General features: G+C 68.8%; 23 protein-coding genes. 7 read left to right on the forward strand and 16 right to left on the reverse strand.

The genetic code is table 11. The features are described from left to right. Positions 1–24: 24 nt before the first annotated feature. From ACWF99_RS04380 to ACWF99_RS04415, 8 genes are read right to left on the reverse strand one after another with little or no spacing between them, the layout of a single operon-like run. Entirely contained in the window at positions 25–972 is a 948-nt protein-coding gene (locus ACWF99_RS04380) for an ABC transporter substrate-binding protein (protein ID WP_452534625.1), read from the reverse strand. Next, positions 969–1,688 (reverse strand): class II aldolase/adducin family protein, encoded by a 720-nt coding sequence (locus ACWF99_RS04385; RefSeq protein ID WP_378631090.1) that lies wholly within the window; start codon positions 1,686–1,688, stop codon positions 969–971. Before ACWF99_RS04385 ends, ACWF99_RS04380 begins: the two co-directional genes overlap by 4 nt. Before the next feature lie 14 nt (positions 1,689–1,702). Then, positions 1,703–2,872 (reverse strand): LLM class flavin-dependent oxidoreductase, encoded by a 1,170-nt coding sequence (locus ACWF99_RS04390; RefSeq protein ID WP_452534627.1) that lies wholly within the window; start codon positions 2,870–2,872, stop codon positions 1,703–1,705. Continuing rightward, entirely contained in the window at positions 2,869–3,969 is a 1,101-nt protein-coding gene (locus ACWF99_RS04395) for an LLM class flavin-dependent oxidoreductase (protein ID WP_452534629.1), read from the reverse strand. The genes ACWF99_RS04390 and ACWF99_RS04395 overlap by 4 nt, the downstream gene beginning before the upstream one ends. Next, entirely contained in the window at positions 3,966–4,991 is a 1,026-nt protein-coding gene (locus tag ACWF99_RS04400; protein ID WP_378631086.1) for an ABC transporter substrate-binding protein, read from the reverse strand. Before ACWF99_RS04400 ends, ACWF99_RS04395 begins: the two co-directional genes overlap by 4 nt. Further along, positions 4,988–5,752 (reverse strand): ABC transporter ATP-binding protein, encoded by a 765-nt coding sequence (locus tag ACWF99_RS04405; protein WP_452534630.1) that lies wholly within the window; start codon positions 5,750–5,752, stop codon positions 4,988–4,990. Before ACWF99_RS04405 ends, ACWF99_RS04400 begins: the two co-directional genes overlap by 4 nt. Next, positions 5,749–6,564: an ABC transporter permease gene (locus tag ACWF99_RS04410; RefSeq protein ID WP_378631083.1), complete on the reverse strand. Its 816-nt coding sequence runs from the start codon at positions 6,562–6,564 to the stop codon at positions 5,749–5,751. Before ACWF99_RS04410 ends, ACWF99_RS04405 begins: the two co-directional genes overlap by 4 nt. A gap of 1 nt (position 6,565) precedes the next feature. Further along, positions 6,566–7,603, reverse strand: coding sequence for an NrtA/SsuA/CpmA family ABC transporter substrate-binding protein (locus ACWF99_RS04415; RefSeq protein WP_378657601.1), 1,038 nt, complete (start codon positions 7,601–7,603; stop codon positions 6,566–6,568). Between the two features lie 212 nt (positions 7,604–7,815). On the opposite strand from ACWF99_RS04415, the gene ACWF99_RS04420 reads away from it, so the two are divergent. Next, positions 7,816–8,562: an IclR family transcriptional regulator gene (locus tag ACWF99_RS04420; protein WP_452534632.1), complete on the forward strand. Its 747-nt coding sequence runs from the start codon at positions 7,816–7,818 to the stop codon at positions 8,560–8,562. Between the two features lie 112 nt (positions 8,563–8,674). Next, entirely contained in the window at positions 8,675–10,102 is a 1,428-nt protein-coding gene (locus ACWF99_RS04425) for an MDR family MFS transporter (RefSeq protein ID WP_452534634.1), read from the forward strand. Here ACWF99_RS04425 and ACWF99_RS04430 read toward each other — a convergent pair. Then, complete coding sequence (locus ACWF99_RS04430) at positions 10,089–11,066, reverse strand: alpha/beta hydrolase family protein (protein WP_452534636.1); 978 nt, start codon at positions 11,064–11,066, stop codon at positions 10,089–10,091. The genes ACWF99_RS04425 and ACWF99_RS04430 overlap by 14 nt on opposite strands. A 63-nt stretch (positions 11,067–11,129) precedes the next feature. Here ACWF99_RS04430 and ACWF99_RS04435 point away from each other — a divergent pair, with 63 nt between their 5' ends. Then, positions 11,130–11,666, forward strand: coding sequence for a helix-turn-helix domain-containing protein (locus tag ACWF99_RS04435; protein ID WP_452534637.1), 537 nt, complete (start codon positions 11,130–11,132; stop codon positions 11,664–11,666). A 71-nt stretch (positions 11,667–11,737) separates the two neighbouring features. On the opposite strand, the gene ACWF99_RS04440 is transcribed toward ACWF99_RS04435, so the two are convergent. Then, complete coding sequence (locus ACWF99_RS04440; RefSeq protein WP_452534639.1) at positions 11,738–12,409, reverse strand: hypothetical protein; 672 nt, start codon at positions 12,407–12,409, stop codon at positions 11,738–11,740. Between the two features lie 21 nt (positions 12,410–12,430). Here ACWF99_RS04440 and ACWF99_RS04445 point away from each other — a divergent pair, with 21 nt between their 5' ends. Then, positions 12,431–13,237: a class I SAM-dependent methyltransferase gene (locus ACWF99_RS04445; RefSeq protein ID WP_452534641.1), complete on the forward strand. Its 807-nt coding sequence runs from the start codon at positions 12,431–12,433 to the stop codon at positions 13,235–13,237. 97 nt (positions 13,238–13,334) lie between these two features. On the opposite strand, the gene ACWF99_RS04450 is transcribed toward ACWF99_RS04445, so the two are convergent. Both ACWF99_RS04450 and ACWF99_RS04455 read right to left on the reverse strand, forming a co-directional pair. Then, positions 13,335–14,339: a hypothetical protein gene (locus ACWF99_RS04450; RefSeq protein WP_378631072.1), complete on the reverse strand. Its 1,005-nt coding sequence runs from the start codon at positions 14,337–14,339 to the stop codon at positions 13,335–13,337. 127 nt (positions 14,340–14,466) lie between these two features. Continuing rightward, positions 14,467–15,882 (reverse strand): amino acid permease, encoded by a 1,416-nt coding sequence (locus ACWF99_RS04455; RefSeq protein ID WP_378631071.1) that lies wholly within the window; start codon positions 15,880–15,882, stop codon positions 14,467–14,469. A 145-nt stretch (positions 15,883–16,027) separates the two neighbouring features. On the opposite strand from ACWF99_RS04455, the gene ACWF99_RS04460 reads away from it, so the two are divergent. After that, positions 16,028–17,020: an LLM class flavin-dependent oxidoreductase gene (locus ACWF99_RS04460; RefSeq protein WP_378631070.1), complete on the forward strand. Its 993-nt coding sequence runs from the start codon at positions 16,028–16,030 to the stop codon at positions 17,018–17,020. Positions 17,021–17,033: 13 nt separating this feature from the next. Here ACWF99_RS04460 and ACWF99_RS04465 read toward each other — a convergent pair whose 3' ends face one another. Beyond that, a complete protein-coding gene (locus ACWF99_RS04465; protein WP_378631068.1) occupies positions 17,034–17,861 on the reverse strand; it encodes an NADPH-dependent oxidoreductase in 828 nt (275 codons plus the stop codon). Positions 17,862–17,995: 134 nt separating this feature from the next. Here ACWF99_RS04465 and ACWF99_RS04470 point away from each other — a divergent pair, with 134 nt between their 5' ends. Next, the gene (locus ACWF99_RS04470) at positions 17,996–18,574 is read left to right on the forward strand and encodes a pyridoxamine 5'-phosphate oxidase family protein (RefSeq protein WP_452534645.1); all 579 of its coding nucleotides are present in this window, start codon (positions 17,996–17,998) and stop codon (positions 18,572–18,574) included. 2 nt (positions 18,575–18,576) lie between these two features. Here ACWF99_RS04470 and ACWF99_RS04475 read toward each other — a convergent pair whose 3' ends face one another. Beyond that, on the reverse strand, positions 18,577–19,575 hold the full coding sequence (locus ACWF99_RS04475) for an SMP-30/gluconolactonase/LRE family protein (RefSeq protein WP_452534647.1): 999 nt from the start codon (positions 19,573–19,575) through the stop codon (positions 18,577–18,579). Between the two features lie 129 nt (positions 19,576–19,704). On the opposite strand from ACWF99_RS04475, the gene ACWF99_RS04480 reads away from it, so the two are divergent. Beyond that, the gene (locus ACWF99_RS04480; RefSeq protein WP_378631064.1) at positions 19,705–20,451 is read left to right on the forward strand and encodes a M50 family metallopeptidase; all 747 of its coding nucleotides are present in this window, start codon (positions 19,705–19,707) and stop codon (positions 20,449–20,451) included. Here the strand turns inward: ACWF99_RS04480 and ACWF99_RS04485 are convergent. Beyond that, a complete protein-coding gene (locus tag ACWF99_RS04485) occupies positions 20,442–20,924 on the reverse strand; it encodes a gluconokinase (protein WP_452535311.1) in 483 nt (160 codons plus the stop codon). The two genes, ACWF99_RS04480 and ACWF99_RS04485, sit on opposite strands and share 10 nt — an antisense overlap. A gap of 105 nt (positions 20,925–21,029) precedes the next feature. Next, on the reverse strand, positions 21,030–23,069 hold the full coding sequence (locus ACWF99_RS04490; protein WP_452534649.1) for a CocE/NonD family hydrolase: 2,040 nt from the start codon (positions 23,067–23,069) through the stop codon (positions 21,030–21,032). Positions 23,070–23,312: the final 243 nt, after the last annotated feature.

Here is a 23,312-nt window from a genome sequence, read left to right on the forward strand (position 1 = left end):
TCGATCACCCCGAGCATTCCGGGCTCAGACGGTGGCCGCGGACTGTTCGCTGATCACCTCACCGATCCACGGCAGCACCGCGGACCGCACGTCGATCGTGCGCGGGAGCAGCCCGTTGGCCGCGAGGAGGTCGGCGGCGCGTTGCTGTTCGTCGAGGAAGTCCTCGCTCACCGGGTGCACGCCGAACGGACGGCCACGCAGTGCCGCTTCCCAGGCATCCAGATCGGCGGGGATGCCGCGTGCCTGTGCGTCGTCGACGAAGTACTGGGCCGCCTCGCGGGGGTTGGCGGCGATCCAGGCGTCGGACTCCTGCAGCGCGGCCAGCACCGCTTCCACTGCGGCGCGGTTGCTTTCGGCCAGGTCGCGACGGGTGAACCACAGCGACGGGTGGCTGAAGACCGAGGCGGTGTCGACCAGCGTGGCGAGCTCGGTGGCCGCCTCCACGTCCTGAAGACCGGGGTAGGTACCGACCCAGGCGTCGAGTTCACCGGCCAGCAGCGCCGCGCCGCCCCCGCGCACGTCGACATCGACCGGTTCGACGTCGGCCCAGCTGAGACCGGCCTGGTCGAGGGCGAACAGCAACAGGGTGGTCTGCCACGAGCCGTGCGCGATGCCGACCCGCTTGCCTTGCAGATCCGCGGCGGAGGTGATGCCGCTCGCCGCGGTCGCGACCAGCCTGCCGTTCTCCACGCGCGGGCCCGAGATGCCGAGATAGACGATGTCGCGCTGGTTGGCGAGCGCGGTGATCGGCGGGGTGAACCCGGTGCCGATGATGTCGTAGCCGCCCTCGGTGAACAACCAGTCCGAATGTTCGCTCGGCAGCGCGGTTGTGGGATCGACTCGCTCGGGCTGCGGCAGCGCACGCAGGTCGACCCATTCGACCTCGGGCAGCGACCGCTCCAGGATCGCGCGATGACGCAGGACGAACAGCGAATTGTTGTGCGGGAAGTAGCCGACCCTGATACCACTCATCGCGCGTCTCCGATCAAGCCGAGACGACGGGCCTCGTCGGCCAGACCGCTGCGCTGCCACTGCACGGCGAGATTCGACGGATCGAATTCGACCGAGCCGCCGAGGGTTTCGGCGATCGCCTGATACTGCGCGCCCTCCTCGAGCAGCACGACGAACTTCGCCAGTTCCAGCAGACCGGCGCGACCGATCACGTTCGCGCCACCGTTGGCCTCGAAGATCGCGACCAGGTGCGGGTCGACCTCCAGGCGGCCGAGGATGAAATCGCCCGCGCCGATCGTGCGGTCGATGTGTGGCGGGATCTCGCGCGAGAGGGTGAGTCGCTGCGAGGCGGCGTAGCGGATCGGCAGGGTGCGGTGGGTCTGGGCCCAGCCGCCCAGCCACGGAGTGTGGATGTGGACGACGGAGGTGATCTCGGGGTGAGCGCGGAACACCTTGGCGTATCCGGTGACGAATCCGGCAGATCCCTTGCCGGACAGCACTTCTCCGTCGAAGGTGGCGACAACCGGCTCGACGGTCCGGTCGTCGGCCCACGGGCCCGGCTCGTTCAGGGCGACGGCGATCTCCTCGCCGGGCACGCGCTCGACGAAGTTGACGGTGCCGTTACCGGTGACGGTTCCGGTCTCCCGGAATACCCGGAACGCGGTGTCCGCGTCACGGGTGACCGCATCGACGAAGGCGGTGACGGCCTCCGGCAGACGGGTTTCGGTGGTAGTCAAAGTGGGCTCCTGCGTTATCGGGCCGTCGCGAGGACGGTCTCGGTGGACGGGGTGGTGAGCCGGGAACGGCCCAGCAGTGGCAGTACTTCCTCGCCGACCCGGTAGGCCTCTTCCAGGTGCGGGTTGCCCGCGAGGATGAAGGCGTCGACGCCGAGGTCGATCAGTTCGTCGAGCCGCTGGGCAACCTGCTCGTAGCTGCCGACCAGGCCGAAGGCCGGGCCGCCGCGGATCAGGCTGAATCCGCACCAGACGTTGGGCTGGACTTCCAGATCGCGGTAACCGGTGATGGTTTCGGGCACCCAGCCCTTGATCCGGGCCGCCCCGACGGAGTCGCCCTGGGCGGCACGGTTGGCGGCCTCGCGGTCGACGAACGCCCAACCCTTCTCGATTTCGGCCCAGGCCGCTTCCTCGGTGTGGCGGGCGACGATGTCGATGCGGACCGCGAACTTGGGTGTGCGGCCGCTGGTTTCGGCGTGGCGGCGGACACCGTCGAACTTGGCGCGCAGGTCCGCGTAGGGCTCGAGCCAGGACAGGTAGTAGTCGGCGTGGCGGCCCGCCGCGGCGACGGCGGCACCCGAGGAGCCGGAGAAGTAGACCTCGGGGAAAGGCTGTCCGGCCAGACCCGGTGGCAGTGCGGCGCCTTCGGTGCCGAAGAAGCGGCCGTCGTGGTCGAAGGGTTCGCCGTCCCAGACCCCACGCAGCACGTCGAGGAATTCGCTCGTCCGCGCGTAGCGGTCGTCATGGGAAACCTTGTCTCCCCACCACAATTGGGCCGGTCCGCCGCCACCGCTGATGATGTTGTAGACGAGCCGCCCGCCGGTGGCGCGTTGCAGACTCGCCGACATCCTGGCCGCCTGCACGGGATGGAGGAAGCCGGGCTGGAAGGCCACCATGAAGCGGTAGGTGGTGGTCTCGGCGGCGAGCGCGGCGGCCACGGCCCACGGGTCGTCGGTCACCGGGAACGAGGGCAGCAGCCCGCCGAGGAAGCCCGCCGATTCCGAGGCCTTGGCGACCGCGGCGACATGGTCGAGATAGCTGTACTGATCGAGTGCGCCGTCGCGGATGGCCGGTGCGATATTTCCGGGCCCGTAGCCGCCCGCGTTGCCGCGGTTGTAGCGGCGCGGGGTGCGCAGGGAGGCGTGGTCGCCTTCCATGCCGATGCGCCAGTAGACGTCGATGGTCATGCGGTGAGCTCCTGCGCGGTGGGGAGGGTGCGGCCTGCCGGGTCGGCGAGGAACAGCAGGTGTTCGCCCGCGCGGTGGATTTCCTCGATGTTGGGGTGGCCCGACAGCACGAAGGTCTGCACCCCTGCTGCCTCGTAGGCCGAGAGTTGCTGTGCCACCTGCTCGTAACTGCCGACCAAGCCGATGCGCTGGTCGTAGCCGAGGGCGTCGAAGCCCGCCCACCGGCCGTCGCCGAGCGCGTGTTCGGTCACGGCGTCGGGACGGTCCAATTCGGCCCACTGGCGGTGGACCCTGGCCCAGGCTTCGTCCTCGGTCTCCCTGGCGATGATCGGCAACTCGAGACCGACCCGGACCCGGCGCCCCGCCGCAGCGGCCCGCTCTCCCAGTTCGGTGACGGCGGACGCTGTTCCGTCGGCCTGCTCGGCGAAGAGGTGCACGTCGCCGTGCGCGGCCGACAATGCCAGCGCGGCGGGCGACGTACCGCTCAGGTGGACGGTCGGGAACGGCAGACCGGACAGGATGCCGCGAAATCCCCCGTCGATGACGTCGTAGTACCGGCCCGCGTAGTCGAAACCGGTGCCCGCGAATCCCGCGGCGCTGATCTCGTTCTCGTTCCAGACACCGCGCGCGACGGTGAGGAATTCCGCGGCGCGGTCGTAGCGCTCGTCGCCGGTGACGCGATCGCCGCGCGAGCGGGCCTCGGCGGCGTCGGTGTCGACAGCCAACCGCCAGTTCAATCGGCCCGCCGAGTGCCGCTGCAGGGTCGCCGACACCTTGGCCGCGTACACCGGTGTGCCGAAGGCGGGCTGGAATTCGACCGTCACCCGGGTATAGCGGGTGGCGCGCAGGGCGGCGGCCGCCACGATCCAGGACTCCTCGCCGAGCGGATCGTAGGGCGCGAGCACATCGTCGAACCCGTTCAGTTCGGCGGCATCGACGATCTGGGCGAGATCGTCGAACGGACCGAAACGGCCCGGACGCACGTCGGTGGTCTCGAGGCGAGGTGTCGGCAGGCCGAAGCCGCCGCGACCGCGCAGAGCCGGGTCGGCGCGCCGACCGTCGCCGCGGCTGGGCAGCCGCCACACGAACTCGGTCATGCGGGCACCCGCTCGGCGGCGACGAGTTCCCGCGCGCGAGCCAACGGCTCAGGGGCCACCCAGGATTCGAGATCGAAATCGGCGGCCAGGAACCCGTGGGTGTAGAGGAACTGTTTCTGCACGCCGAGTAGTTCGACGCGTTCGGTGGTGAGCGAGGGATGCAGGCCGCGATGGAACTCGTCACCGTAGGCCGCGGCGACACCGTCGGGACCGGACAGCGTTTCGCGCTGCAGCACCGCGCGGACTCCGTCGAGATCACCGGCGGCCCAGTCGGCGGCGCGCAGGCTCTGCGCGAGGAAGCCGACGACGACCTCGGGCCGGGATTCCAGCAGGTCCGCGTGCACGGTGATCGGGCGCGGAGTGCCGTTGTTGACCCGCAGGTGCTTGGTGGCCGAGGCGTCGAGATCGACCGCGACGCGCAGCCCGTTCTCCTCGGCGACTTCCTGGGCGCGGGCGCCCTTGACGTAGATGGCGTCGACCTTGCCGTCGAGGAGTTCCTCCACACCCCACGTCGTCGAGCGCCGTGCGCTCTGGATCGCGGTGCGCACCTGCGGATCCCGCTCGACGTCGAGCTCGACGACCCGGACATCGGCCAGGGTCAGCCCGGCGGGGCGCAGCGCGTTGGCGAAGCCGTGCAGTGCCATCGCGCGCGGGAAGCTGCGTGCCTGGTCCTGGGCCCATGCGGGGACGCCGATGCGCAGACCGGCCAGGCCCGCCGCGTCGGTGACCGGCGAATCGGGGCCGACCAGGATCGCCTGGGACTCGTCGATCCAGGTGAGCCCGATCAGGCGGGTGGGTGAACCCTGCGCGCGAGCGGCCAGGGCGGGCACATTGCCACCTTCCCGGATCAGACCGGACAGGTCGTGGGAGAAGTGGTGGCCGGCGAGCTCGGGGCCCGCGTCCTGGAGAACGCCGAACTCGAGGCCGGCGCTCGCGGCGGTCTCGCCGAGCCAGCCGAGGCTGTGCGCGAGACCGCTCGCGGTCGGCACGGGGCAGCGGGTGTACCACAGGGTTTCGGTCATGACAGGCTCCTGGTGTGTGGTCCGACGCCGAGCTGGGCGAGGAATTGCGTGCGGTAACCGAGGGTTTCGGGTGCCGCGTGATCGCGCGGGTGGGGTAGATCGATGACCTCGTCGACGGCGAAACGGCCGCGGTCGAGGATGATCACCCGATCAGCGAGGCGGATCGCCTCGTCGACGTCGTGGGTGACCATGAGGACGGCGGGCCGGTGCCGGGCGACGAGATCGCCGACCAGGTCCTGCATCTGGAGCCGGGTGAGGGCGTCCAGTGCCGCGAACGGTTCGTCGAGCAGCAGCAGTTCCGGTTCGCGCACCAGCGCCCTGGCCAGTGCGGCGCGCTGGGCTTCGCCGCCGGACAGGGTGGCGGGCCACTGGCCCGCTTTGCCGTCGAGGTGGACTTCGTTCAGTGCGCGCAGACCGGCTTCGCGTTGCGGCTTACCGCGCCGCAGGCCGACGATGACGTTGGCCAGTACCCGCTTCGACGGGATCAGGCGGGGCTCCTGATAGACCGTCGTGCGTCGGGCAGGCACCAATACCTCACCGGCATCGGGGGTTTCGAGCCCGGTGAGCAGACGCAGCAGAGTGGTCTTGCCGGTGCCGCTCGGGCCGAGCAGCACCACGAACTCGCCGCGGCGGATGGTCAGGTCGACTCCGTCGAGAACTGTCTTCTCGCCGAACGCCTTACGCAGACCGGTGATCGATACCGCAACCGGGGCCGGGGCTTCGGTCTCGACTGGGACCGGCGCGGCTGTTGTCGTCGTCATCGGATCGCCACCTGCTTCCGCCATGGCATCGCGTAGCGTTCCGCGAGCCGCACGAGTGCGTCGAACACCAGACCGAGCAGCGCGTAGAGCACGACGCACAGCACCATGTAGTCGGTGCGGTTGTATTCCTGAGCGAGGGTCACCAGGTAGCCGACGCCCTGCTGGGTACCAACCTGCTCGGCGGCGATGAGCGCGGTGATGCTGATCGACAGGCACACCCGCAGCGCCATCAGAATCCCGGGCAGCGCGGCGGGCACGATCACCTCGACCACCAGCCGGGTGCCGGTGAGCCCGAAACTGCGTGCCGCCTCGACCATCTTGCGGTCGACATTGCGCACGCCGAGATAGGTGTAGGCGTACATCGGCGCCGTCGTCGCCACCGCGATGAGCAGGATCTTGTACAGCTCGTCGATCCCGAACCAGGCGATGAACAGCGGAACCAGCGCCAGGAACGGCACCGCCCGCACGATCTGCATGGTCGAATCGACCAGTTCCTCCCCGAGGCTGGACAATCCCGACAGCAGGCCGAGCACCAGCCCGACCGCGACGCCGATCGCGACACCGGCCGCCGCGCGCCCGAACGAGGCGAGCGCGAAATCCACCAGCCGGCCGCTGTCGAACAGTTCGACGAACGCCGACCAGACCGCGCCGGGTCCCGCGATCACCCGCGGCGAGATCGCGCCGCTCGCCGACCCGACCCACCAGACCAGCACGATAGCGGCGGGCAGAACGGCGCGCAGGCCGAGTGACAACCATCGCGGCCGCTGCCGGGCGACGCGCGCCCGGGGCGGGGCCAAAGCGAGGGTGCTCATCTCACTTGCCCTTCAGCGCGGCGAGCTGGTCCGGGGTGAGCTTGGATTTCAGGTCGTAGAAGATGTCGGCGGCGGTGATCCGGCGGGAGATGACGCCGTTGTCGGCGAAGGTGTTCACCACGTCGGCCAGGTCGACGGCATCGGATTCGGCGGGCAGGCGGGGCACGGTGACCTCACCGCCGACCCGGACCGCGTCGGCGAGCCGGTCGCCGGTCAGCGCACGCGGGCCGGACTTCTCGAAGACGTTCTCGAAGTCGGCGGGCGCCGCCTTCTGCTTCGCGGTGAGTCCCTGCAGTACTTCCAGGTACTTCGCGGCGATATCGGGGCGCTTGTCGAGGACCTCGGTGCGGAACACCACCACGGTGTTGTCCTTGGAGCCGACGGACTTCTCGGTGGCGATCTCCTTGGCGCCCGCAGCCTTGGCCTCCTGGTAGGGCACCAGGAACGAGGCCCACGCGTCGACCTTGCCGGTCGCGAAGGCCGAAGCGGCGTCCTTCTGCTGCAGCGGCACCCGGGTCACTTTGTCGGCCGGAATGCCCGCCTGGGCGAGCGCTTTGAGCGTGATGTACTCGCCCTTGCCCGCGGGATTCACCGCGATCCGCTTGCCCACCAGGCCCGCCACGGTGGTCACGCCCGACTCCGGGGTCACCACGATGCCGCTCTGATCCTGACCCGCCGGGTCGGCCACGGCGACGATCTTCACGCCGACGTCCTTGGACAGCGCGCCGACGACAGGGCTGAACGCGGCGCCGGAGACATCGAGTTCGCTGGTGTTGAACAGCTTCAGCATGGAACTGAAACCCGGTGTGGTGCTGACCCATTCGATCTTGGCACCCAGCGGGGCGAGTGCGGCGTCGAAGGTGCCGTCGCGCTTGCCGACCGCGAGCGGGCCGCTGTTGCCCGGATCGGTGACCTTGAGAACGAACGAGGCTTGCGCTCCCTGTTCCGGCGTGGAGTCGGAGCCACACGCCGCGACGAGGGCTACGACGGGGACGATCGCGAGGGCGATCCGCGAGAAGGCCGGCAGCCTGCGGGACATCGGGGCTCCTGTTCGGGGCTGGGGGTTGATGCCTTCGCAGCGTAGGAGCGGGAGTGGTCTCGAACGAGGTATGCCTTTCCACGGATCGGAAAGCTTGACAGCGGTGGACTTGTCGTTCTATGGCAAGTGATCGAGGTTCACGGGCGCTTGTTTTCCACATAGCGGAAATTTGGGAGGTCGAGCGCTCGAACACCTGTGTTACCGTCGGCTCTGTGGAGACCTCCAGCGTGCAGACCGTGACCAGGGCCCTCTCGGTACTCGACTGCTTCCGCGGCGGCGAGGAGCGTGGAGTCTCGGAAGTCGCCCGCGCCCAGGGCTTGGCGGTCAGCACCACCCACCGTCTGCTCGGTGCGCTCGTGCAGGCCGGGTTCCTGGAGAAGGACGCCGAGTCCAGTCGCTACCGCATGGGTGGCGCGCTGGCCGAATACGGTCAGATCGCCTATCGCCAACACCGGATCTACCTTGCCGAGCCCTACCTCGAGCAACTGGCCGCCACCACCGGAGCGACCGGGTCGGTGGCCACCCGCCACGGCATCCACGCCGTGCTGCTCGGGACCAGCCGGTGGCGCGAGAGCGACGGACACAAGCTCCAGGGCGTGCGACTGCCGTTGCACGCCAGCGCACTCGGCAAAGCGTTGCTGGCCTGGTCGGATGCCAGCGATGACGAATTGCGTTCGCTGCCTTACGAAGAGGGCACCGAACGTTCGGTGTCGAGCCCCGAGGAACTGCGCGCGGAACTGATCACCACGCGCGAGCGCGGCTACGCGTTCAACGATCGCGAACTGGATCCAGGATTTCGCACCATCGGCCTGCCGATCCTGGATCCACAGGGGCGCTGCCGCTTCGCCCTCGGCATGCGCGGACCCGCGACGCTGATGATCGACGAGCGGGTGCCGTTCTTCGTGGAACTGGCCAAGGTCACCGCGGCCGATATCGCGGCGCGATTCGCTGCCGACTGACGACTTCCCCCGACACCGATCGCGTCACACCCTCGGAAAATGCCGCGCGGAAACCGTCGCGCCCCCGATACCGTGAACCCGAGTGGTTAGTCGATGCAACGAAAGGACCTCGGTGGCTACCGATACCGTGAGCCCGGCTGTCGGTCTGCGATCCGAACGAGGTCCGATCCTGGCCTCGCTCATGCTCTCCACCGGGCTGGTGGCCCTCGACTCGACCATCATCGCCACAGCGGTGCTCACCATCACCGACACTCTCGGCGGGTTCGCGATGTTCCCGTGGCTGTTCTCCATCTACCTTCTCGCGCAGGCCGTGACGGTGCCGATCTACGGCAAGCTCGCCGACATGGTCGGGCGCAAGCCGGTGATCCTGTTCGGGATCGCGGCGTTCGCGGTGGGGTCACTGCTGTGCGGGCTGGCCACGAGCATGGTGGCGCTCATCGCCTTCCGGGCGATCCAGGGCATCGGAGCGGGCGCGATCCAGCCGATGACGATGGTGATCGCCGGTGACCTGTACACGCTGGCCGAACGCGCCAAGGTCCAGGGATACCTGGCTGGGGTGTGGGCGAGTTCGGCCGTGCTCGGCCCGCTGCTGGGCGGTTTGTTCGCCGACCATCTCAGCTGGCGGTGGATCTTCCTGATCAACCTTCCGCTGTGCGCGGTCGCGGCCTGGATGTTGTTGCGCCACTTCACCGAATCGGCGGTGCGCCGCACCCAGCGCATCGACTACCTCGGCGCGATCCTGCTCACCGTCGGTGCGGGCGCCTTGATCCTCGCCCTGCTCGAGGGCGGTCAGGCCTGGGAGTGGACCTCGCCGGTCTCGCTCACCCTGTTCGTGGGCAGCATGGCGGTGCTGGCGCTGTTCGCGGTCGTCGAGCTGCGGACGGCGAATCCGATTCTGCCGCTGTGGATCTTCACCCGGCGCGTGGTGATCGCGAGCAGCACGGTCTCCCTGCTGGTCGGTGCCGTCATCCTCGGATTGACCTCGTACGTGCCGACTTTCGCCCAGGGCGTGCTCGGGACCACCGCGCTGGTGGCCGGGCTCACCGTGGGCGGGCTCACGCTCGGCTGGCCGCTCGCCGCGACCCTGTCCGGCAGGCTGTACCTGCGCTGGGGATTCCGCATCAGCGGCGTCGTGGGCAGCACGATCGCCGCGCTCGGCTGCGCGACCACGCTGCTCGTCGGCCCGCAGTCGAGCGCATGGCAGATCGCGGCCTCGTGCTTCCTGATCGGCTGCGGCATGGGCCTGGTCGCCTCCCCCACCCTCATCGCCGCCCAGGCCAGCGCCGAATGGCACGAACGCGGCGTGGTCACCTCCGCCAACATGTTCGCCCGCTCCCTCGGCAGCGCGCTGGGCGTCGCGCTGTTCGGCGCCATCGTCAACGCCGGCATCCACAACCCCGACCGCCCCACACCCGGCGAACTCGCCCACGGCATCCACCTGGTCTTCGTCGCGATGCTCGCCATGGCTGTCGTCATGCTCATCGCCGCAGCGACCATGCCGGGCCGCGGCCACGGCGCAGTGGCGGTCAGTGTGCCGTGATCCACTGCGCGATGTCGGCCACGACCGCACCGTCGACGTGCTGCGCCCGCGCGTAATCCGCGGGCATCGAGGGTGCGTCGCCGGGAAAGAACAGGTGGTCGTCGTCGGGGTAGGTGCGAATGTCGACATCCGCTCGGCCGGCGAGGCCCGCTCGCCACTGCGCGAGATCGTCCTCGACGGTGACCTGGTAGTCGCGCTCGCCCTGCAGGATCAGCATCGGGATGTCGAGGGTGGCCGCGACCGCGACCGGGTCGTACGCGCGCAGGTCCAGCCAATAGGCGGCGGACTGGCCGAACGGGAGATCCTCGGCCGGCGTCTCGAGTGACAGCTCGGGACTGTCCACCCGTTTCGCCTGCTCGATCACCGTCTCGAGAGGTGGCAGGGCCGTGATCGCGAGCGGATCAACCTCGGCGAGGTGGCGCAGAACGCGCACCACAGCCCACCACATCGGCGAAGTGTCACCCGCCAAGGTGATGATCCCGGCAACCTCGGGAGCGGCATCGGCCACGCACGGAGCCATCCTCCCGCCCATACTGTGGCCGACCACATGGATTCTCCTCGCGTCGACACCCTCTGTCGCCCTGAGGATTTCGATGGCCGCGAGGGCATGGGGCAGGTACTCGTCGCGGACGGTGAACGCCGCGGCGGTAGCGACCGCGTCGGCGTGGGTGAGGGTGACCTTGTCGAAGCGCAGGACCGCGATACCACGAGAAACCAGTCCCCACGCGATATCTCGGTAGATCCGGTTCGGGCCGACGGTTCCGTCCCGGTCGAACGCGCCGCCACCGGCCAGGATGACGACCGCCGGGTGCGGTCCAGGGGCCAGCGGCACGCTCAGGACACCTGCGACGGCGAGCTCATCGGAGCCGACGGTGACCTCGCGATCAGCGAAGGCCGCCGGATTCACATAGTCCGGGATCTGCCACGTCTCGATACCCGCTTGCGCCGCTTCGTTGCCACCCATGGGTGCCCTCCCATTCATCGTTCTCATCTTTGCGAAAGGTAGCACATATGAGAACATCGACGCATGGACTCGTTGGAGCTACTGACACACCCGGTGCGCTTGCGCATCGTGCACGCGATGTCGGGCGGCCGGACGCACACGACCGCGCAGCTGTGCGCACTGGTACCCGAGTCCTCGAAGGCGACGGTGTACCGCCACGTCGATCTGCTGGCGTCTGGTGGCGTGCTCGAGGTCGTCGACGAACGACGCGTCCGCGGGGCGGTCGAGCGGCGCTACCGACTACGCCGCGAACGCGCGAGCATCGACAGCACCACCGTGACACCGGCGGACCATCGCCAGATCTTCGTCGCCGCGATGGCCACCCTGCTCGCCGAATTCGACGCCTACATCACCGACGACCGCGCCGACCCGGTGGACGATCTCGTCGGCTACCGCCAGCACTCGCTGTGGCTCGACCCCGACGAACTCGACCGACTGATCACCGGCATGCGCGCCGCCATCACCCCCCACCTCGCCAACCCGGCCACCCCGGATCGTTCGGAATACCTACTCAGCCCGATCCTGCTTCCGCTCGACCGTCGAGGCGATGCCACGGAGTGACACGAGCGCGCTGGACACAGCGGACATTCGAAGCCATCCACCTCAACCGGGGAGGTCGAGCTGTTGAGCGGTCACGTCGGAGGTGTCCTCCCGACGAACTCGTGGCGCCTGCTCCTGAGCGTGACGAGGTGGCCGTCGAGATCGGCATCGACGCCGGGTTCGATCCCGAGATCCTCCCGGATCGCTCGACGCAACAGGCGAACACCGAAGCCCAGCGAGTCGTCCACGAAGCGATAGAGGGCCGCCACCGCCACGGCGTCGTTCTCGTCGAGCTCGAGCGATGCGCGATGGCCGACGTCGAGGCACCGATTCACCTCGGACGCGAAGTCGAGCGCTCGGTCCGACACCACCATCTGCGCACGGGAATAGCTGTCGCGCAGCGCCTCCCGCGCTGCCTCGAACTTGGCGAGATCAGGAGTGCGCCCGCCGCACTTCTCGTCGAGATAGTGCCGGATAGCCGCTCGGCAGGAATGCGCCGTGGTGTTGAGGCCCGCGTAGACCGTCCGCTTCTCGTCGGTGGCCTCTTTTCGGGTGAGTTCCCGCAGTTCCTCCGCCCGATTGTCGCGCTGCACCTTCGCATCGATTCGCTTGCTCCGAATCGCGAAAGCCTGGGTCACGATGCCGCCCCCGAGCGTGCCGACAACCGTGATCGAGGCAACCGCCACATTGGTCCAATCCATGGTGGCCATTCTCTCTGCACCCCAATAAAATTCACCACCCGCGCGACCATTCCGCGGCGCCACGGCGGTAGGTAGCTTCCTACCATGGTGGGAATCGGCAATTCCGAGGACAGGACCGCGGACGAAGTCCAGCGCCGGAAGCGACGAGCGGGCTCGTTCGGCGCGCAGGCAGCCGTCTACGCCGAGCATCGACCGGACTATCCGGAGGCGGGGATTCGGTGGGCGCTGGATGCGGTCGCGGAACGGGATGGGGTTGTCGTTCTGGATTTGGGGGCGGGGACGGGCAAGCTCACCGGAGGCTTACTCGCTGCGGGGGTCGAGGTGATCGCGGTGGAACCCGATGAGGCGATGAGAGCTGAACTCGTTCGGCTCTATCCCGGCGTGACGGCGCTGTCCGGTACGGCGGAGGCGATTCCGCTGGCCGACGGGTCGGTGGACGCGGTGCTCGCCGGGCAGGCGTTCCACTGGTTCGATCAGGCGCTGGCCTTTCCCGAGATCGCGCGGGTGCTGCGTGCGGAGGGGGTGTTCGCCGCGATCTGGAACAACGACGACAACAAGGTCGACTGGGTCGCGGGGCTGCGGGACGTCTCGCGCTCGTCCGCTTCGTTTCCGCCGTCGTCGTCCGATGACGCGCTGCCCGCGCATCCGCTGTTCGCGCCGTTCGAGTACGCCGAGTTCGCGCACAGCCAGCGACGGACCGCCGAATCGCTGACCGTGTCCATCGGCACCAATTCACACACCGTGGTCATCTCCGCGCAAGAACGAGCCGAAGTGCTCGGCCGGATCCTCGACTACCTGCGTGCGACACCGGAGACCGCCGACGGCGAGTTCGATTTCCCGCTGCGCACCGAGGTGATCCGCACGGTCCTGGGCCCGAATCCACCCCGGTGAGCGCCGATCACGGACACGAATGAACCCGCGCCGGACCGCGGGTTTCACCGTGCCGAGGTTCGCCGCCGCCATGACCGGACTCGGCTGTCCGCGCCCGCTATGCCGAGCGTTCCTCCGATCTGCGCACCAGGTCGACGATTTCATCGGAGGCGAATTCGACGACGCGACGGACTCGAGAGTTGGCGACCGGCGCCAAGTCCACGACGATCGACGCGCCCGCGGCGGGTTGGGTGATCGCGGTGATGCGGTCCTGGAGGAAGCCGCCGTCGGGGACCGGGACGCGGATGATGTCGCCGACTGTCAGAGCTTCGGCGCGGATTCGGCCACCGGTCGCGGTGGGATCGTGCGTGCCGCAACGGGTGTGGCCGACTGTTGCGCCGAGGCCACGTTCGGCGATGGTCCACCAGACGGGTGAGTCGGGATCTTCCGGGCCGATTCGGGTGTGCCAGGACAGGATCCGGTCGCGTTCGGCTTCCGCGTCGGCGCGAGTCTCGTGCAGGGACAGCTGGCGCCGGACCGGAGCGTTGCGGGGCCGGGTGGTGCCCGCGGCGCCGTCGACGACCAGGATCCAGCGGGCGCCGACGGCTTCGTCGCGGCGGGCGGTGACCCGTTTGGCCAGGGCGAGGCCCGGCGTGGCGCCGAGTCGGTCGGCGGCCTCCTCGATGCTCTCGACCAGCCCCAGCGCACGCAGCAGTTCGGCGACCGACAGTTCCGAGGTGGCCAGTTCCTGGGCCAGCGCGGGCATGGGGGTGCGCCTGCGCCAGCCGATGCGGGCGCAGTGCTCGTGGCGGGTGAACCACAGGCCGCTGCGGGAGCGGCGGTGATGGTCGATCACCACCGCCCACCAGTCCCATTCCGGTTCGGCGACAAGGCGTGTGCGGATCCAGCGCTCCCGTTCGGCGGTCGGTACCCGTTCCTCCGGCGGCACGAAGTTGCGCAGCGCGGCGCGCACCGCCGATTCGGTACGCCCGACCGTGATCGCCGTGCGGGCCAGATCGGCGCCCGCGCGCAGATCGTCGGCCAGTATCCGGTATTCCGATTCCCGCCAGGTGGTTCCGTGCTGGCGTGGCGGCCGCAGATCGCCGCGGTTCTCGTCACTCATCTCGTGTGCCCCCGTTCTCGCACCGCCCGGCCACACTCGCGTCCGGGCTGGTTGTGTGACACTTCGACGATACCGGGGGGGTACGACAGAAAACGGCTCTCTGCCAGCGGCTTTCCAGCAAACGGAGCTATCCGGTGTGCACCGCGTCGCGACGGCCGAAGGCGTAGTAGCCCGCGCAGACCAGCGCCGCCCAGACCGCACCGACGACCAGCGCGGTGCGCCCGCCATCGGTCCACAGCAACAGCACCACGACCAACCCGAGGAAACCCAGTGCGGCCCATGTGGTGACGGGAGCGCCGGGCAGCCGGTAGTCGCTGCCGGGCAGCTCGCCGGCCCGAACCTTGGCGCGATACTTGATGTGGCACACCAGGATCACGCTCCACACGACGATGATGCCGACGGTACTCACCGAGGTGATGTAGGTGAAGGCCTTGTCCGGCGAGATCGCGTTGACGACCACCCCGATGACCATCGCGCCCGCCGAGGCGCAGATGCCGGTGAACGGCACCGCCTGCTTGCTCAAGATCGCGAACTTCGCGGGCGCTTCGTCACGCAACGCGAGGCTGCGCAGCATCCGGCCGGTGGAGTAGATGCCCGAATTGCACGATGAGAGTGCGGCGGTGAGCAGCACGAAGTTGATGATGCCCGCTGCGGCGGGGATGCCGATCTGCTCGAAGACCTCGACGAACGGGCTGCGCCCGGCGTGGAAGCTGCGCCAGCTCGCCACCGACATGATCACCACGAGCGCACCGACGTAGAACAGACCGATCCGGAACGGCAGGGTGTTGATCGCCTTGCGCAGCGTGGTCTTGGGGTCGCGGGCTTCTCCCGCTGTCACGCCGACCAGTTCGACACCGACGTAGGCGAACACGACGATCTGCAGCACCAGCAGGGTCTGACCGAACCCGTGCGGGAACATGCCACCGTCGGCCCACAGGTTGGTCACCGTGGGATCGGCGGCGTGGCCGAAGCCGAACACCAGCACGCCGATACCGATCAAGATCATCGCCAGGATCGCGGTCACCTTGATCGCCGAGAACCAGAACTCGCCCTCACCGAAGAATCGCACCGAGATCAGATTCGCGGTGAACAGCACCGCGAGCACGACCAGCGCGGTCACCCACTGCGGGATATCGAACCAGTACTGGACGTAGTGGCCGGCCACGGTGATCTCGGCCATACAGGTCGACACCCACACCGCCCAGTACGACCAGCCGGTCGCGAACCCGGCGAACCGGCCGAGGAACTCGTGCGCGTATTCGGCGAAACTGCCCGAGACCGGGCGGTAGGTCAGCAGCTCGCCGAGCGCGCGCATGATGACGAAGATCGCCAGCCCGGCGGCGAGATAGGCCAGGATCAGCGACGGACCCGCCTGTTCGATCGCCGCGCCGGAGCCGTAGAACAGGCCGGTGCCGATCGCACCGCCGATGGCGATCATCTGGATGGTGCGCGGGTTCAGGCCGCGTTCGTACCCCTCCGATTCGGCCGCAGGGGCGGACGCCACGGGGGCGTCGGTGGATAGGCCGGAGCCATCGGCTGACATGGAGCAGTCCTTCCGTCGCGTCGATCAGTCGTGCACGCTACCGCCCCGCAACCGTGGCCGGTGTCACCACCACCGGTGCGCGGAAATACCGGCAGTCCGTCGCGGGTTGGCCTCCATAGGGGTAATACACAACTCGAGGAGGCTCATGAGCGCCGTCACGCTGTCGGTTCTGGATCTGGCACCGGTGCAATCGGATGCGACAGCCGGTGACGCGTTGCACGCGACGACCCGCTTCGCACAGCACGCCGAGGAGCAGGGCTTTCGCCGATTCTGGGTGGCCGAGCACCACAACATGCCCGGCATCGCCAGTGCGGCGCCGGCGGTGGTGCTGGCGCATCTGGCCGCGTCCACCTCGCGGATCAGGGTCGGTTCGGGCGGGGTGATGTTGCCGAATCATCCACCGCTGGTGGTCGCCGAACAGTTCGGCACACTCGAGTCGCTGCATCCCGGACGGATCGATCTCGGGATCGGCCGCGCACCCGGCACCGATCCGGTCACCGCGCGCGCACTGCGCCGCAGCGCCGAAGGACTCGGTGGTGACGCGTTTCCCCAGGAACTCACCGCGCTGATCGGCTTCTTCCGTGGCGCCGATCCGAACGGGATCGTGGCAAGCCCCGGCCTCGGCGCGGAACCGCAGGTATGGCTGCTCGGCTCGAGCGGCTACAGCGCCCAGGTCGCCGCGGTGCTGGGTCTGCCGTTCGCGTTCGCCCATCACATCGCCCCCGACAACACCGTCGCCGCGCTGACGCTCTACCGCGACAACTTCCGGCCGTCGCAGACCCTGAGCGAGCCGTACACGATCGTGGCCGCGTCCGCGATCTGCGCCGACACCGATGCCGAGGCAGACCGCCTCGCCGCACCCCGCGATCTCGCCTTCGCCAATCTGCGCTCGGGCCGTCCGCAGGCACTGGCCACCCCGGAGCAGGCCGCGGGCTTCCCCGGCACCGACGCCGAACGCCACTTCGCGGCGCAGCGCCGGGCCGCGCAGTTGCAGGGCTCGCCGGAGACGGTCCGCGCCCAAGCCGCACAACTGCTCGACGCCACCTCCCCCGACGAGCTCATGCTCAACATCCTCGTCTACGACCTCGACGCCCGCATCCGCTCGCTCGACCTGACCAAGAAGGCGATCGACGGCTGAGCGGTTGCCTCACTCAGCGCAGCCGGAATCCCCTGGCGGCCAAGGACTCCCGCAACCGGTGGCGACCGTTGAGGGAGGCCGCCGAGGCCAGCCGGGCGAGGGTGCGTTCGGTCCACGAGAACGGCAGGCCCTGGTCGGTGTAGATCTCGCCGATCCGCTGTTCGTACTCGGCGACCGGCTCACGCTGGGCAGGAAGGTCATAGGTCTCGTGATGCAGCACCGCCGTCTGCGGTAGGCGTGGCTTGACCCTGGTGCCCTCCGCCGGGTCCGGGTGGCCGACAACCAGGCCGAAGACCGCGAAGACGTGGTCGGGCAGATTCAGCTCGGCGGCAACCGCTTCCGGGTCGTTGCGCAGCGCCCCGATGTAGACGGTGCCCAAACCGAGGGATTCGGCGGCGACCACCGCGTTCTGTGCGGCGAGCGCGGCGTCGACGAAGCCGACGTAGCTGGATTCGAGATAGTCGGCGCCCTCCAGCGGTGCGTCGTGATCGTCGGCGAGCTGACGCAACCGGGCGAAGTCGGCAGTCCAGACCAACAGCACGGGCGCCTGCTCGATATGCGCTTGACCGCCCGCGATCGCGGCCAACCTGGACCGGCGCGCCGGATCACGGACCTCGATGACGCTCCACACCTGCAGGTTCGACGACGTCGCCGCCGACTGCGCGGCCGAGACCAGCAGCCGAATCGTGTCCGGCGATACGGGATCCGGGAGATAGCGGCGCACCGACTTGTGCGCGTGCAGCACCTCGAGCACCGGATTCCACTGGGCCGGAATCTCGGTGGCCGGGTCCGCGTAACGCTGCTGTACGGGGTGGGCGGGGCTCGGTGCGGTCTGCGTCATAGGGATATCGTCGGCCAACTCGCCGCGGCCGTCTGCGGTAACCCTCACCGTGAACCGAACGGCTGCCTCGGTCCGGCCGGTCGATACAGTGGACGCGGGGAGCCCACCGACTGGTGGGACGAAGAGAGTGCGTCATGGGCAAGGTGTTCGATCGGATCGACGACAAGTTGCGGGCATTCATCACCGAACAGCCGATGTTCTTCATCGGCACCGCGCCGTCCGTCGGCGGCCACGTGAATGTCTCCCCCAAGGGCTATCGCGACACCTTCGCCGTGCTCGACGACCACACCGTCGCCTATCTCGATCTGTTCGGCAGCGGCTCGGAAACGATCGCCCATCTGCGCGACAACGGACGGATCACCGTGATGTTCTGCTCGTTCACCCGCACCACCCGCATCCTGCGACTCTTCGGTGCGGGCCGGGTGGTGCGCCCCGACTCCGACGAATTCAACAGGCTGCGTGAGCATTTCGGCACCGGTCACACCGGTATCCGTTCGGTGGTGGTGATCTCGGTCGACCGGATCGCCGACTCGTGTGGCTGGTCGGTGCCGAAACTCGAGCTCGTCGAGGAACGCTCGATCCTCGACGAAGCCCATACCCGCCGTACCGACGCCGATTTCGCCCGCCGGATCGCCGGCGACAACGCCACCAGCATCGACGGGCTGCCCGCACTCGAGCCGGATCATCCGGTGCCGTCGACCGTGCGGCGCTGAGGTCAGCTCGCCGGTACCGAGGTGACCGCGATCGCCGGCTCGGACAGGCTACCGAGGTAGAGGGTGCCGTTGTGTTCGGCCACCGCGGTGACCAGCGCGTAGTCGGCGCCGTCTCGCTGCAGGTCGTGCACGAGGGTGCCGTCGAAATCGAACGCGAGCACCCAGACCGAACGAACGGGCGCGGGCGTCAGGCGATCCGGCAGCGCGTCGACCAGTCGTCGCAGGATCCCCGGGAGCGGGAAGAGCCTGTCCAGCAATGGGTTGCGTGGGGAGACGATGCCGACCCAGACCAGTCCGTCGCTGCCCACCAGCATGTTGTCGGGTGAACCGGGCAGGTTCTCGGCGACGTAGTCCGTGGTGCCCGCGCGCGGACCGGTCAGCCAGTAGCGCGTGATCCGGTAGGCGCCGGTCTCGGCGACCAGCAGACAGGATCGGTCAGGGGCCAGGACCACGCCGTTGGCGAACTGGAGACCGTCGACGAGCACCTCCAGGTGTCCGTCCGGATCGCGGCGGACCAGCGCTCCGCTGCCGGAATGTTCCAGAATGTCGGTCATCCACTCCTCGAACGGCCACCGCCGCGACGAGATCGAGAAATAGATCGTGCCATCGTCGTCGCGAATCACGTTGCTGGGGAACGCGATCGGGACACCGTCGAGCTCGGCGACGACGACCTCGAGTTCCGCGCCCGCCTCGGCCAGCCGGAGGATGCCCCGACCCGCGACGCAGATCAGCAGTGCGCCGTCGGCCTCGACGTGCATGCCCAGCGGCCTGCCGCCGGCGTCGGCGATCCGCTCGACCTCACCACCGGCCGGATCGACGCGCCAGATCGCGCCGTCGTCGGTCCCGGTGACGATCCGGCCGTCGGGCAGCACCACGACATCCTCCGGGCCGTTGCCCGGCAGCGGCAACAGGCGGGTCGGCGGCATCGGCGGATCGCTGCGGGTCTGTCGCGCACGAGCGGTGGGGCGTGGCGGAGTCCAGCGGTGAGGGCGCATCTGCATGCCCAATTGCTACCACGATGCGCGTCGCCACGGGCCCGGTGGCGGAATGGACGGCACCGCAGGCAGTTCTGCGGCAGTCCGGTTCCACGGTCGGCGACGCACGAGCCCGCGGGCGGTTAAAGTGCGGCGGTGAACACCGGATCTGCCAGCTCGCTGCTCGATCGTCTCCTCGCACCCCAGCCCGCACCCGCCTGGTGGTTGGTGCTCGCCACCGCCGCGGTGGCGTTGATCCTGGTCGGCTACCGACCGCTGTGGCGGCTGACCCGCGCCGCGGTGACCGTGGCGCACGAGGGCGGGCACGCGTTGGTCGCGCTGCTCACCGGGCGCAGGCTGCACGCGATCACCCTGCACACCGACACCTCGGGGCTGACCGTGTCGAGCGGCAAACCGAGTGGTCCCGGCATGATTCTCACCGCGGCCGCCGGATATCCGGCGCCGGCGCTGCTCGGGCTCGGCTACGCGGCGCTGCTCGGGACGGGCCGGGTCACGGTGATGCTGTGGGCGACGCTGGTGATGCTGGCGGCGGTGCTGATCAAGGTACGCAATGTGTACGGGCTGCTCACCGTGTTCGTGCTCGGCGCACTGGTGTTCGGAGTGTCGTGGTTCGGCAGCGATCTGCTGCAGGCCGCGTTCGCGTATCTCGCGGCGTGGTTCCTGCTGGCCGCCGGGGTGCGGCCCGTCTTCGAGCTGCAACGCAGCCGGCGCAGGCAACCGGGGCGAACGGACTCCGATGCCGACCAGCTGGCCCGGTTGACGCATCTGCCCGCGGTGCTGTGGGTGTTGTTCTTCAGCGCTGTGTGCCTGGCGGCGCTGGTCGTGGGCGCGATGTTGATGCTGGCCCCGGTCGAGGAGCTGCACCCGCTACTTCAGCGGTGATCGGCGATCCAGTAGTCGACGGCCTCGGTGACGAGCACACTCGGCGGCTGCAGCGCGTTGAGGGTGACACCCGCTTCGTCGGGTTGCAGCGGTTCGAGGGTGTCGAGCTGGGAGTCCAGCAGGATCGTCGGCATGAAGTGACCGAGTCGGCCGGTCATCCGGCGGAGCAGTTCCTCGCGGGTGGCGGCCAGGTGAACGAAGTAGGTCTGCGGCGCCTTCTCGCGCAGGCGGTCGCGATAGGCCCGCCGCAACGCCGAGCAGGTCGCCACCCCGCCGGTCGCCTGGTGCTCGGCGAGCCAGTTCGCGACGGTGTCGAGCCAGGGCAGCCGGTCCTCGTCGGTGAGCGGGATGCCCGCGGCCATCTTCTCGATATTGGCCAGCGGATGGAAGTCGTCACCTTCGGCGTACGGGACTTCGAGCCGGTCGGCGGTCAGCGCGCCGACGGTCGTCTTCCCACACCCCGACACGCCCATCACCACGATGACAGGTTCGACCACAGCGACCTCCTCGTCTCCACAGCACGCCCACGCATCCTGCCCGACCGAGGGTAGCGGGGGCGCCGGCTCCCCCTTCGTCGATCAGGGAATGGGACGGTCGGTGGGCAGGTTGACGAAGCTCGGCGCCGCGGGGTCGAGACGAATGTGCTGGGGCTCGAGGCCGCTGGCGTTCAGCATCGGCCGGAACGGCAATGCCTTGGGCGCGTTACCCGCGAAGACGTCGATGCGCAGCCGGTGTCCCGGCGCCAGCACCGCCTGGGTCGGGATGACGGCCACATCGATATCGGTGGGTGCGCCGGGGACCACCGGCAGCAGCCGGTCGACGGTGAGGGGGTTGAAGGGCGCGGTGAAGTCGCCGTTGATCGAGCGCGCGCTGCGCCGTTCGTCGACGGCCCGCATCGACGAGGTGAGCTGGCCGGTGGTGAGCACCGTCGAGGTCCCGTCGGGTGCCACGTCGTTGACGGTGACGTTCCAGAACCCGTCGGTGGCGTCGTGGATCGTGTTGAGGCGCACGTTGATCGGGCCCGAGATCACCGTCTGTTCGGTCAGCGGGGCGCTGGTGAAGGTGAGCCCGTTGCGTTCGGCGATGCGGGAATCCTTCGCGCAGGTGTCGAACGCGGCTGTCATACCCGCCGATCCCTGTGCCGCGTCGCGCGAGCAGACCTGATTCAAACCCGGTGCGACGGTGAGTGTTTCGGTAGCCGTAGGCCCGGTGGCGCTGAGCGATCCGTCGTGCAGACTGTCCTCGGTGCTGCCGCTGGGGGCGGCGGAGAGATAGACGCGGCGATGCGTGACGCCGGGCTGCGGGAACTCGCGCAGCGTCACCCAGCTGCCACCTTGCTGTTTCACCGTGACCGGCCCGAATCCCTCGATGCCGCTGTCGATGTCCTTGAGCCACTTGTCGAACCAGGCCCGCTGCAGAACGTCCAGGCGCGGGGGCGCGCCGGGAACACCGGTGCCCGCACCGGGATTGGCGTGATAGGTGTCGCCGACGACGAGCTGCTTGCGCCCGGCGGGCAGCGGGATCTGTTCGTAGAGCTTGGTCGCACTGTTGGCGAAGATGTCGTGCCAGCCGCCGTAGACGAAGGTGGGCACCGTGACGTTCTCCGGGTGGCCCATGATCGCCTCGCGGAACGCCGAGGTGTCGTCGAGCGCGCCGTCGAGCGCGGGGGGCATGTTCGACAGCGAGGGGGTGAGCAGCGACTGGGCGAGCAGGTCGAAGTTGGTGGTCGGGTCGGCGAGGCGATCCTTGAACCAGGTCCAGTCGAAACTGCCGTCGACCATCGAGGCCACGTCGGGGACGAGTTTGAGCTGGTTGACCGAGTTCAGCCACAGCGGCAGGAAGGTGGTGCCGACGCCGCCACCGGGAGCGACCACGTCGCGCATGAGGTCACTGCCGGGCTCGACCGGGAAGATCGCCTGCAACGCGGGCGGGGCGTTCTCGGCGGCCCGCAGCTGGTTGATTCCGGAGTAGGAGCCGCCGCTCATCCCGATGCGCCCGTTCGACCACGGCTGCGTGGCCGCCCAGTCGATCACCTCGCGGGTGTCGAGTTGTTCGCGCGCACCGAGGGTGTCCCATTTGCCCTGCGACAGACCGGTTCCGCGCACATCGGCCACGATCACGGTATAGCCGGCGCTGACGAGTTTGCGGTCGACGCCGAGCATGGTCTGGATCATGCCGCCGTCCAGTGCCTGCATCAGGTCGCCGAAACCGCTGATCGGGGTGGTGGACAGGTTCAGCCTGCGCACGATGTCGACGGCGGTGGACTGCAGGCCCGGGATCGCGGCGGCCGATTCGATCAGCCCGGTCATGAGTTTCGAATACGGCGTCAGGCTGACGATCACCGGAAGCGGCTTCTGCTCGATCACGCCCGCGGCGTCGGCCGGGCGGTAGACGTCGGCTTTGAGGACCACGCCGTCGCTCATCGCGATCTGGACCCCGCGCTCCACCCGCACCTCGGGATAGGCGCCAGGGCCGTCGTGCTGGGCGGTCCACCGCACGGTCGGCGCGTCCGGCGGCTGTCCACCGGCGGGACCACCGCCGCAGCCGAGCACGACGACCACCGCGAGGACCGTCACCAGAATCCGGACGAACCCGCGTTCCGAACCTCTACCCACCATGTATCGCTCCCGACCGGTTCGTTTCCGACGTTGACCAAGCCACCGCACGATCGGCGCGGAAACTGTAACAGGGGTAACGAGTTTGCCGGGCGAGCGTCGGCCCGCTCGGACTGTCGCAGTGAAGACACGTTGTTCCAGTTCAGCGCGGTTGCGGCTCCGCATTCATGTCGGTGGCTGGTGGTTGACTGACCCGTGCCGGTGCGGTTGGGACCGGCCTTCATCCATCGCCGAGGAGGACGTTCG

It is taken from the genome of Nocardia sp. NPDC055002, assembly GCF_053608825.1.

Coding starts and splice junctions, on each gene's coding strand:
- ACWF99_RS04450 (WP_378631072.1), bottom strand. CDS start 14,339: ATGAGTGACGAGAACCGCGGCGATCTGCGGCCGCCACGCCAGCACGGA.
- ACWF99_RS04445 (WP_452534641.1), top strand. CDS start 12,431: ATGGTGGGAATCGGCAATTCCGAGGACAGGACCGCGGACGAAGTCCAG.
- ACWF99_RS04405 (WP_452534630.1), bottom strand. CDS start 5,752: ATGACGACGACAACAGCCGCGCCGGTCCCAGTCGAGACCGAAGCCCCG.
- ACWF99_RS04490 (WP_452534649.1), bottom strand. CDS start 23,069: ATGGTGGGTAGAGGTTCGGAACGCGGGTTCGTCCGGATTCTGGTGACG.
- ACWF99_RS04435 (WP_452534637.1), top strand. CDS start 11,130: ATGGACTCGTTGGAGCTACTGACACACCCGGTGCGCTTGCGCATCGTG.
- ACWF99_RS04400 (WP_378631086.1), bottom strand. CDS start 4,991: ATGACCGAAACCCTGTGGTACACCCGCTGCCCCGTGCCGACCGCGAGC.
- ACWF99_RS04380 (WP_452534625.1), bottom strand. CDS start 972: ATGAGTGGTATCAGGGTCGGCTACTTCCCGCACAACAATTCGCTGTTC.
- ACWF99_RS04465 (WP_378631068.1), bottom strand. CDS start 17,861: ATGACGCAGACCGCACCGAGCCCCGCCCACCCCGTACAGCAGCGTTAC.
- ACWF99_RS04460 (WP_378631070.1), top strand. CDS start 16,028: ATGAGCGCCGTCACGCTGTCGGTTCTGGATCTGGCACCGGTGCAATCG.
- ACWF99_RS04390 (WP_452534627.1), bottom strand. CDS start 2,872: ATGACCATCGACGTCTACTGGCGCATCGGCATGGAAGGCGACCACGCC.
- ACWF99_RS04485 (WP_452535311.1), bottom strand. CDS start 20,924: ATGGGCGTGTCGGGGTGTGGGAAGACGACCGTCGGCGCGCTGACCGCC.
- ACWF99_RS04415 (WP_378657601.1), bottom strand. CDS start 7,603: ATGTCCCGCAGGCTGCCGGCCTTCTCGCGGATCGCCCTCGCGATCGTC.
- ACWF99_RS04470 (WP_452534645.1), top strand. CDS start 17,996: ATGGGCAAGGTGTTCGATCGGATCGACGACAAGTTGCGGGCATTCATC.
- ACWF99_RS04475 (WP_452534647.1), bottom strand. CDS start 19,575: ATGCAGATGCGCCCTCACCGCTGGACTCCGCCACGCCCCACCGCTCGT.
- ACWF99_RS04455 (WP_378631071.1), bottom strand. CDS start 15,882: ATGTCAGCCGATGGCTCCGGCCTATCCACCGACGCCCCCGTGGCGTCC.
- ACWF99_RS04430 (WP_452534636.1), bottom strand. CDS start 11,066: ATGGGTGGCAACGAAGCGGCGCAAGCGGGTATCGAGACGTGGCAGATC.
- ACWF99_RS04395 (WP_452534629.1), bottom strand. CDS start 3,969: ATGACCGAGTTCGTGTGGCGGCTGCCCAGCCGCGGCGACGGTCGGCGC.
- ACWF99_RS04410 (WP_378631083.1), bottom strand. CDS start 6,564: ATGAGCACCCTCGCTTTGGCCCCGCCCCGGGCGCGCGTCGCCCGGCAG.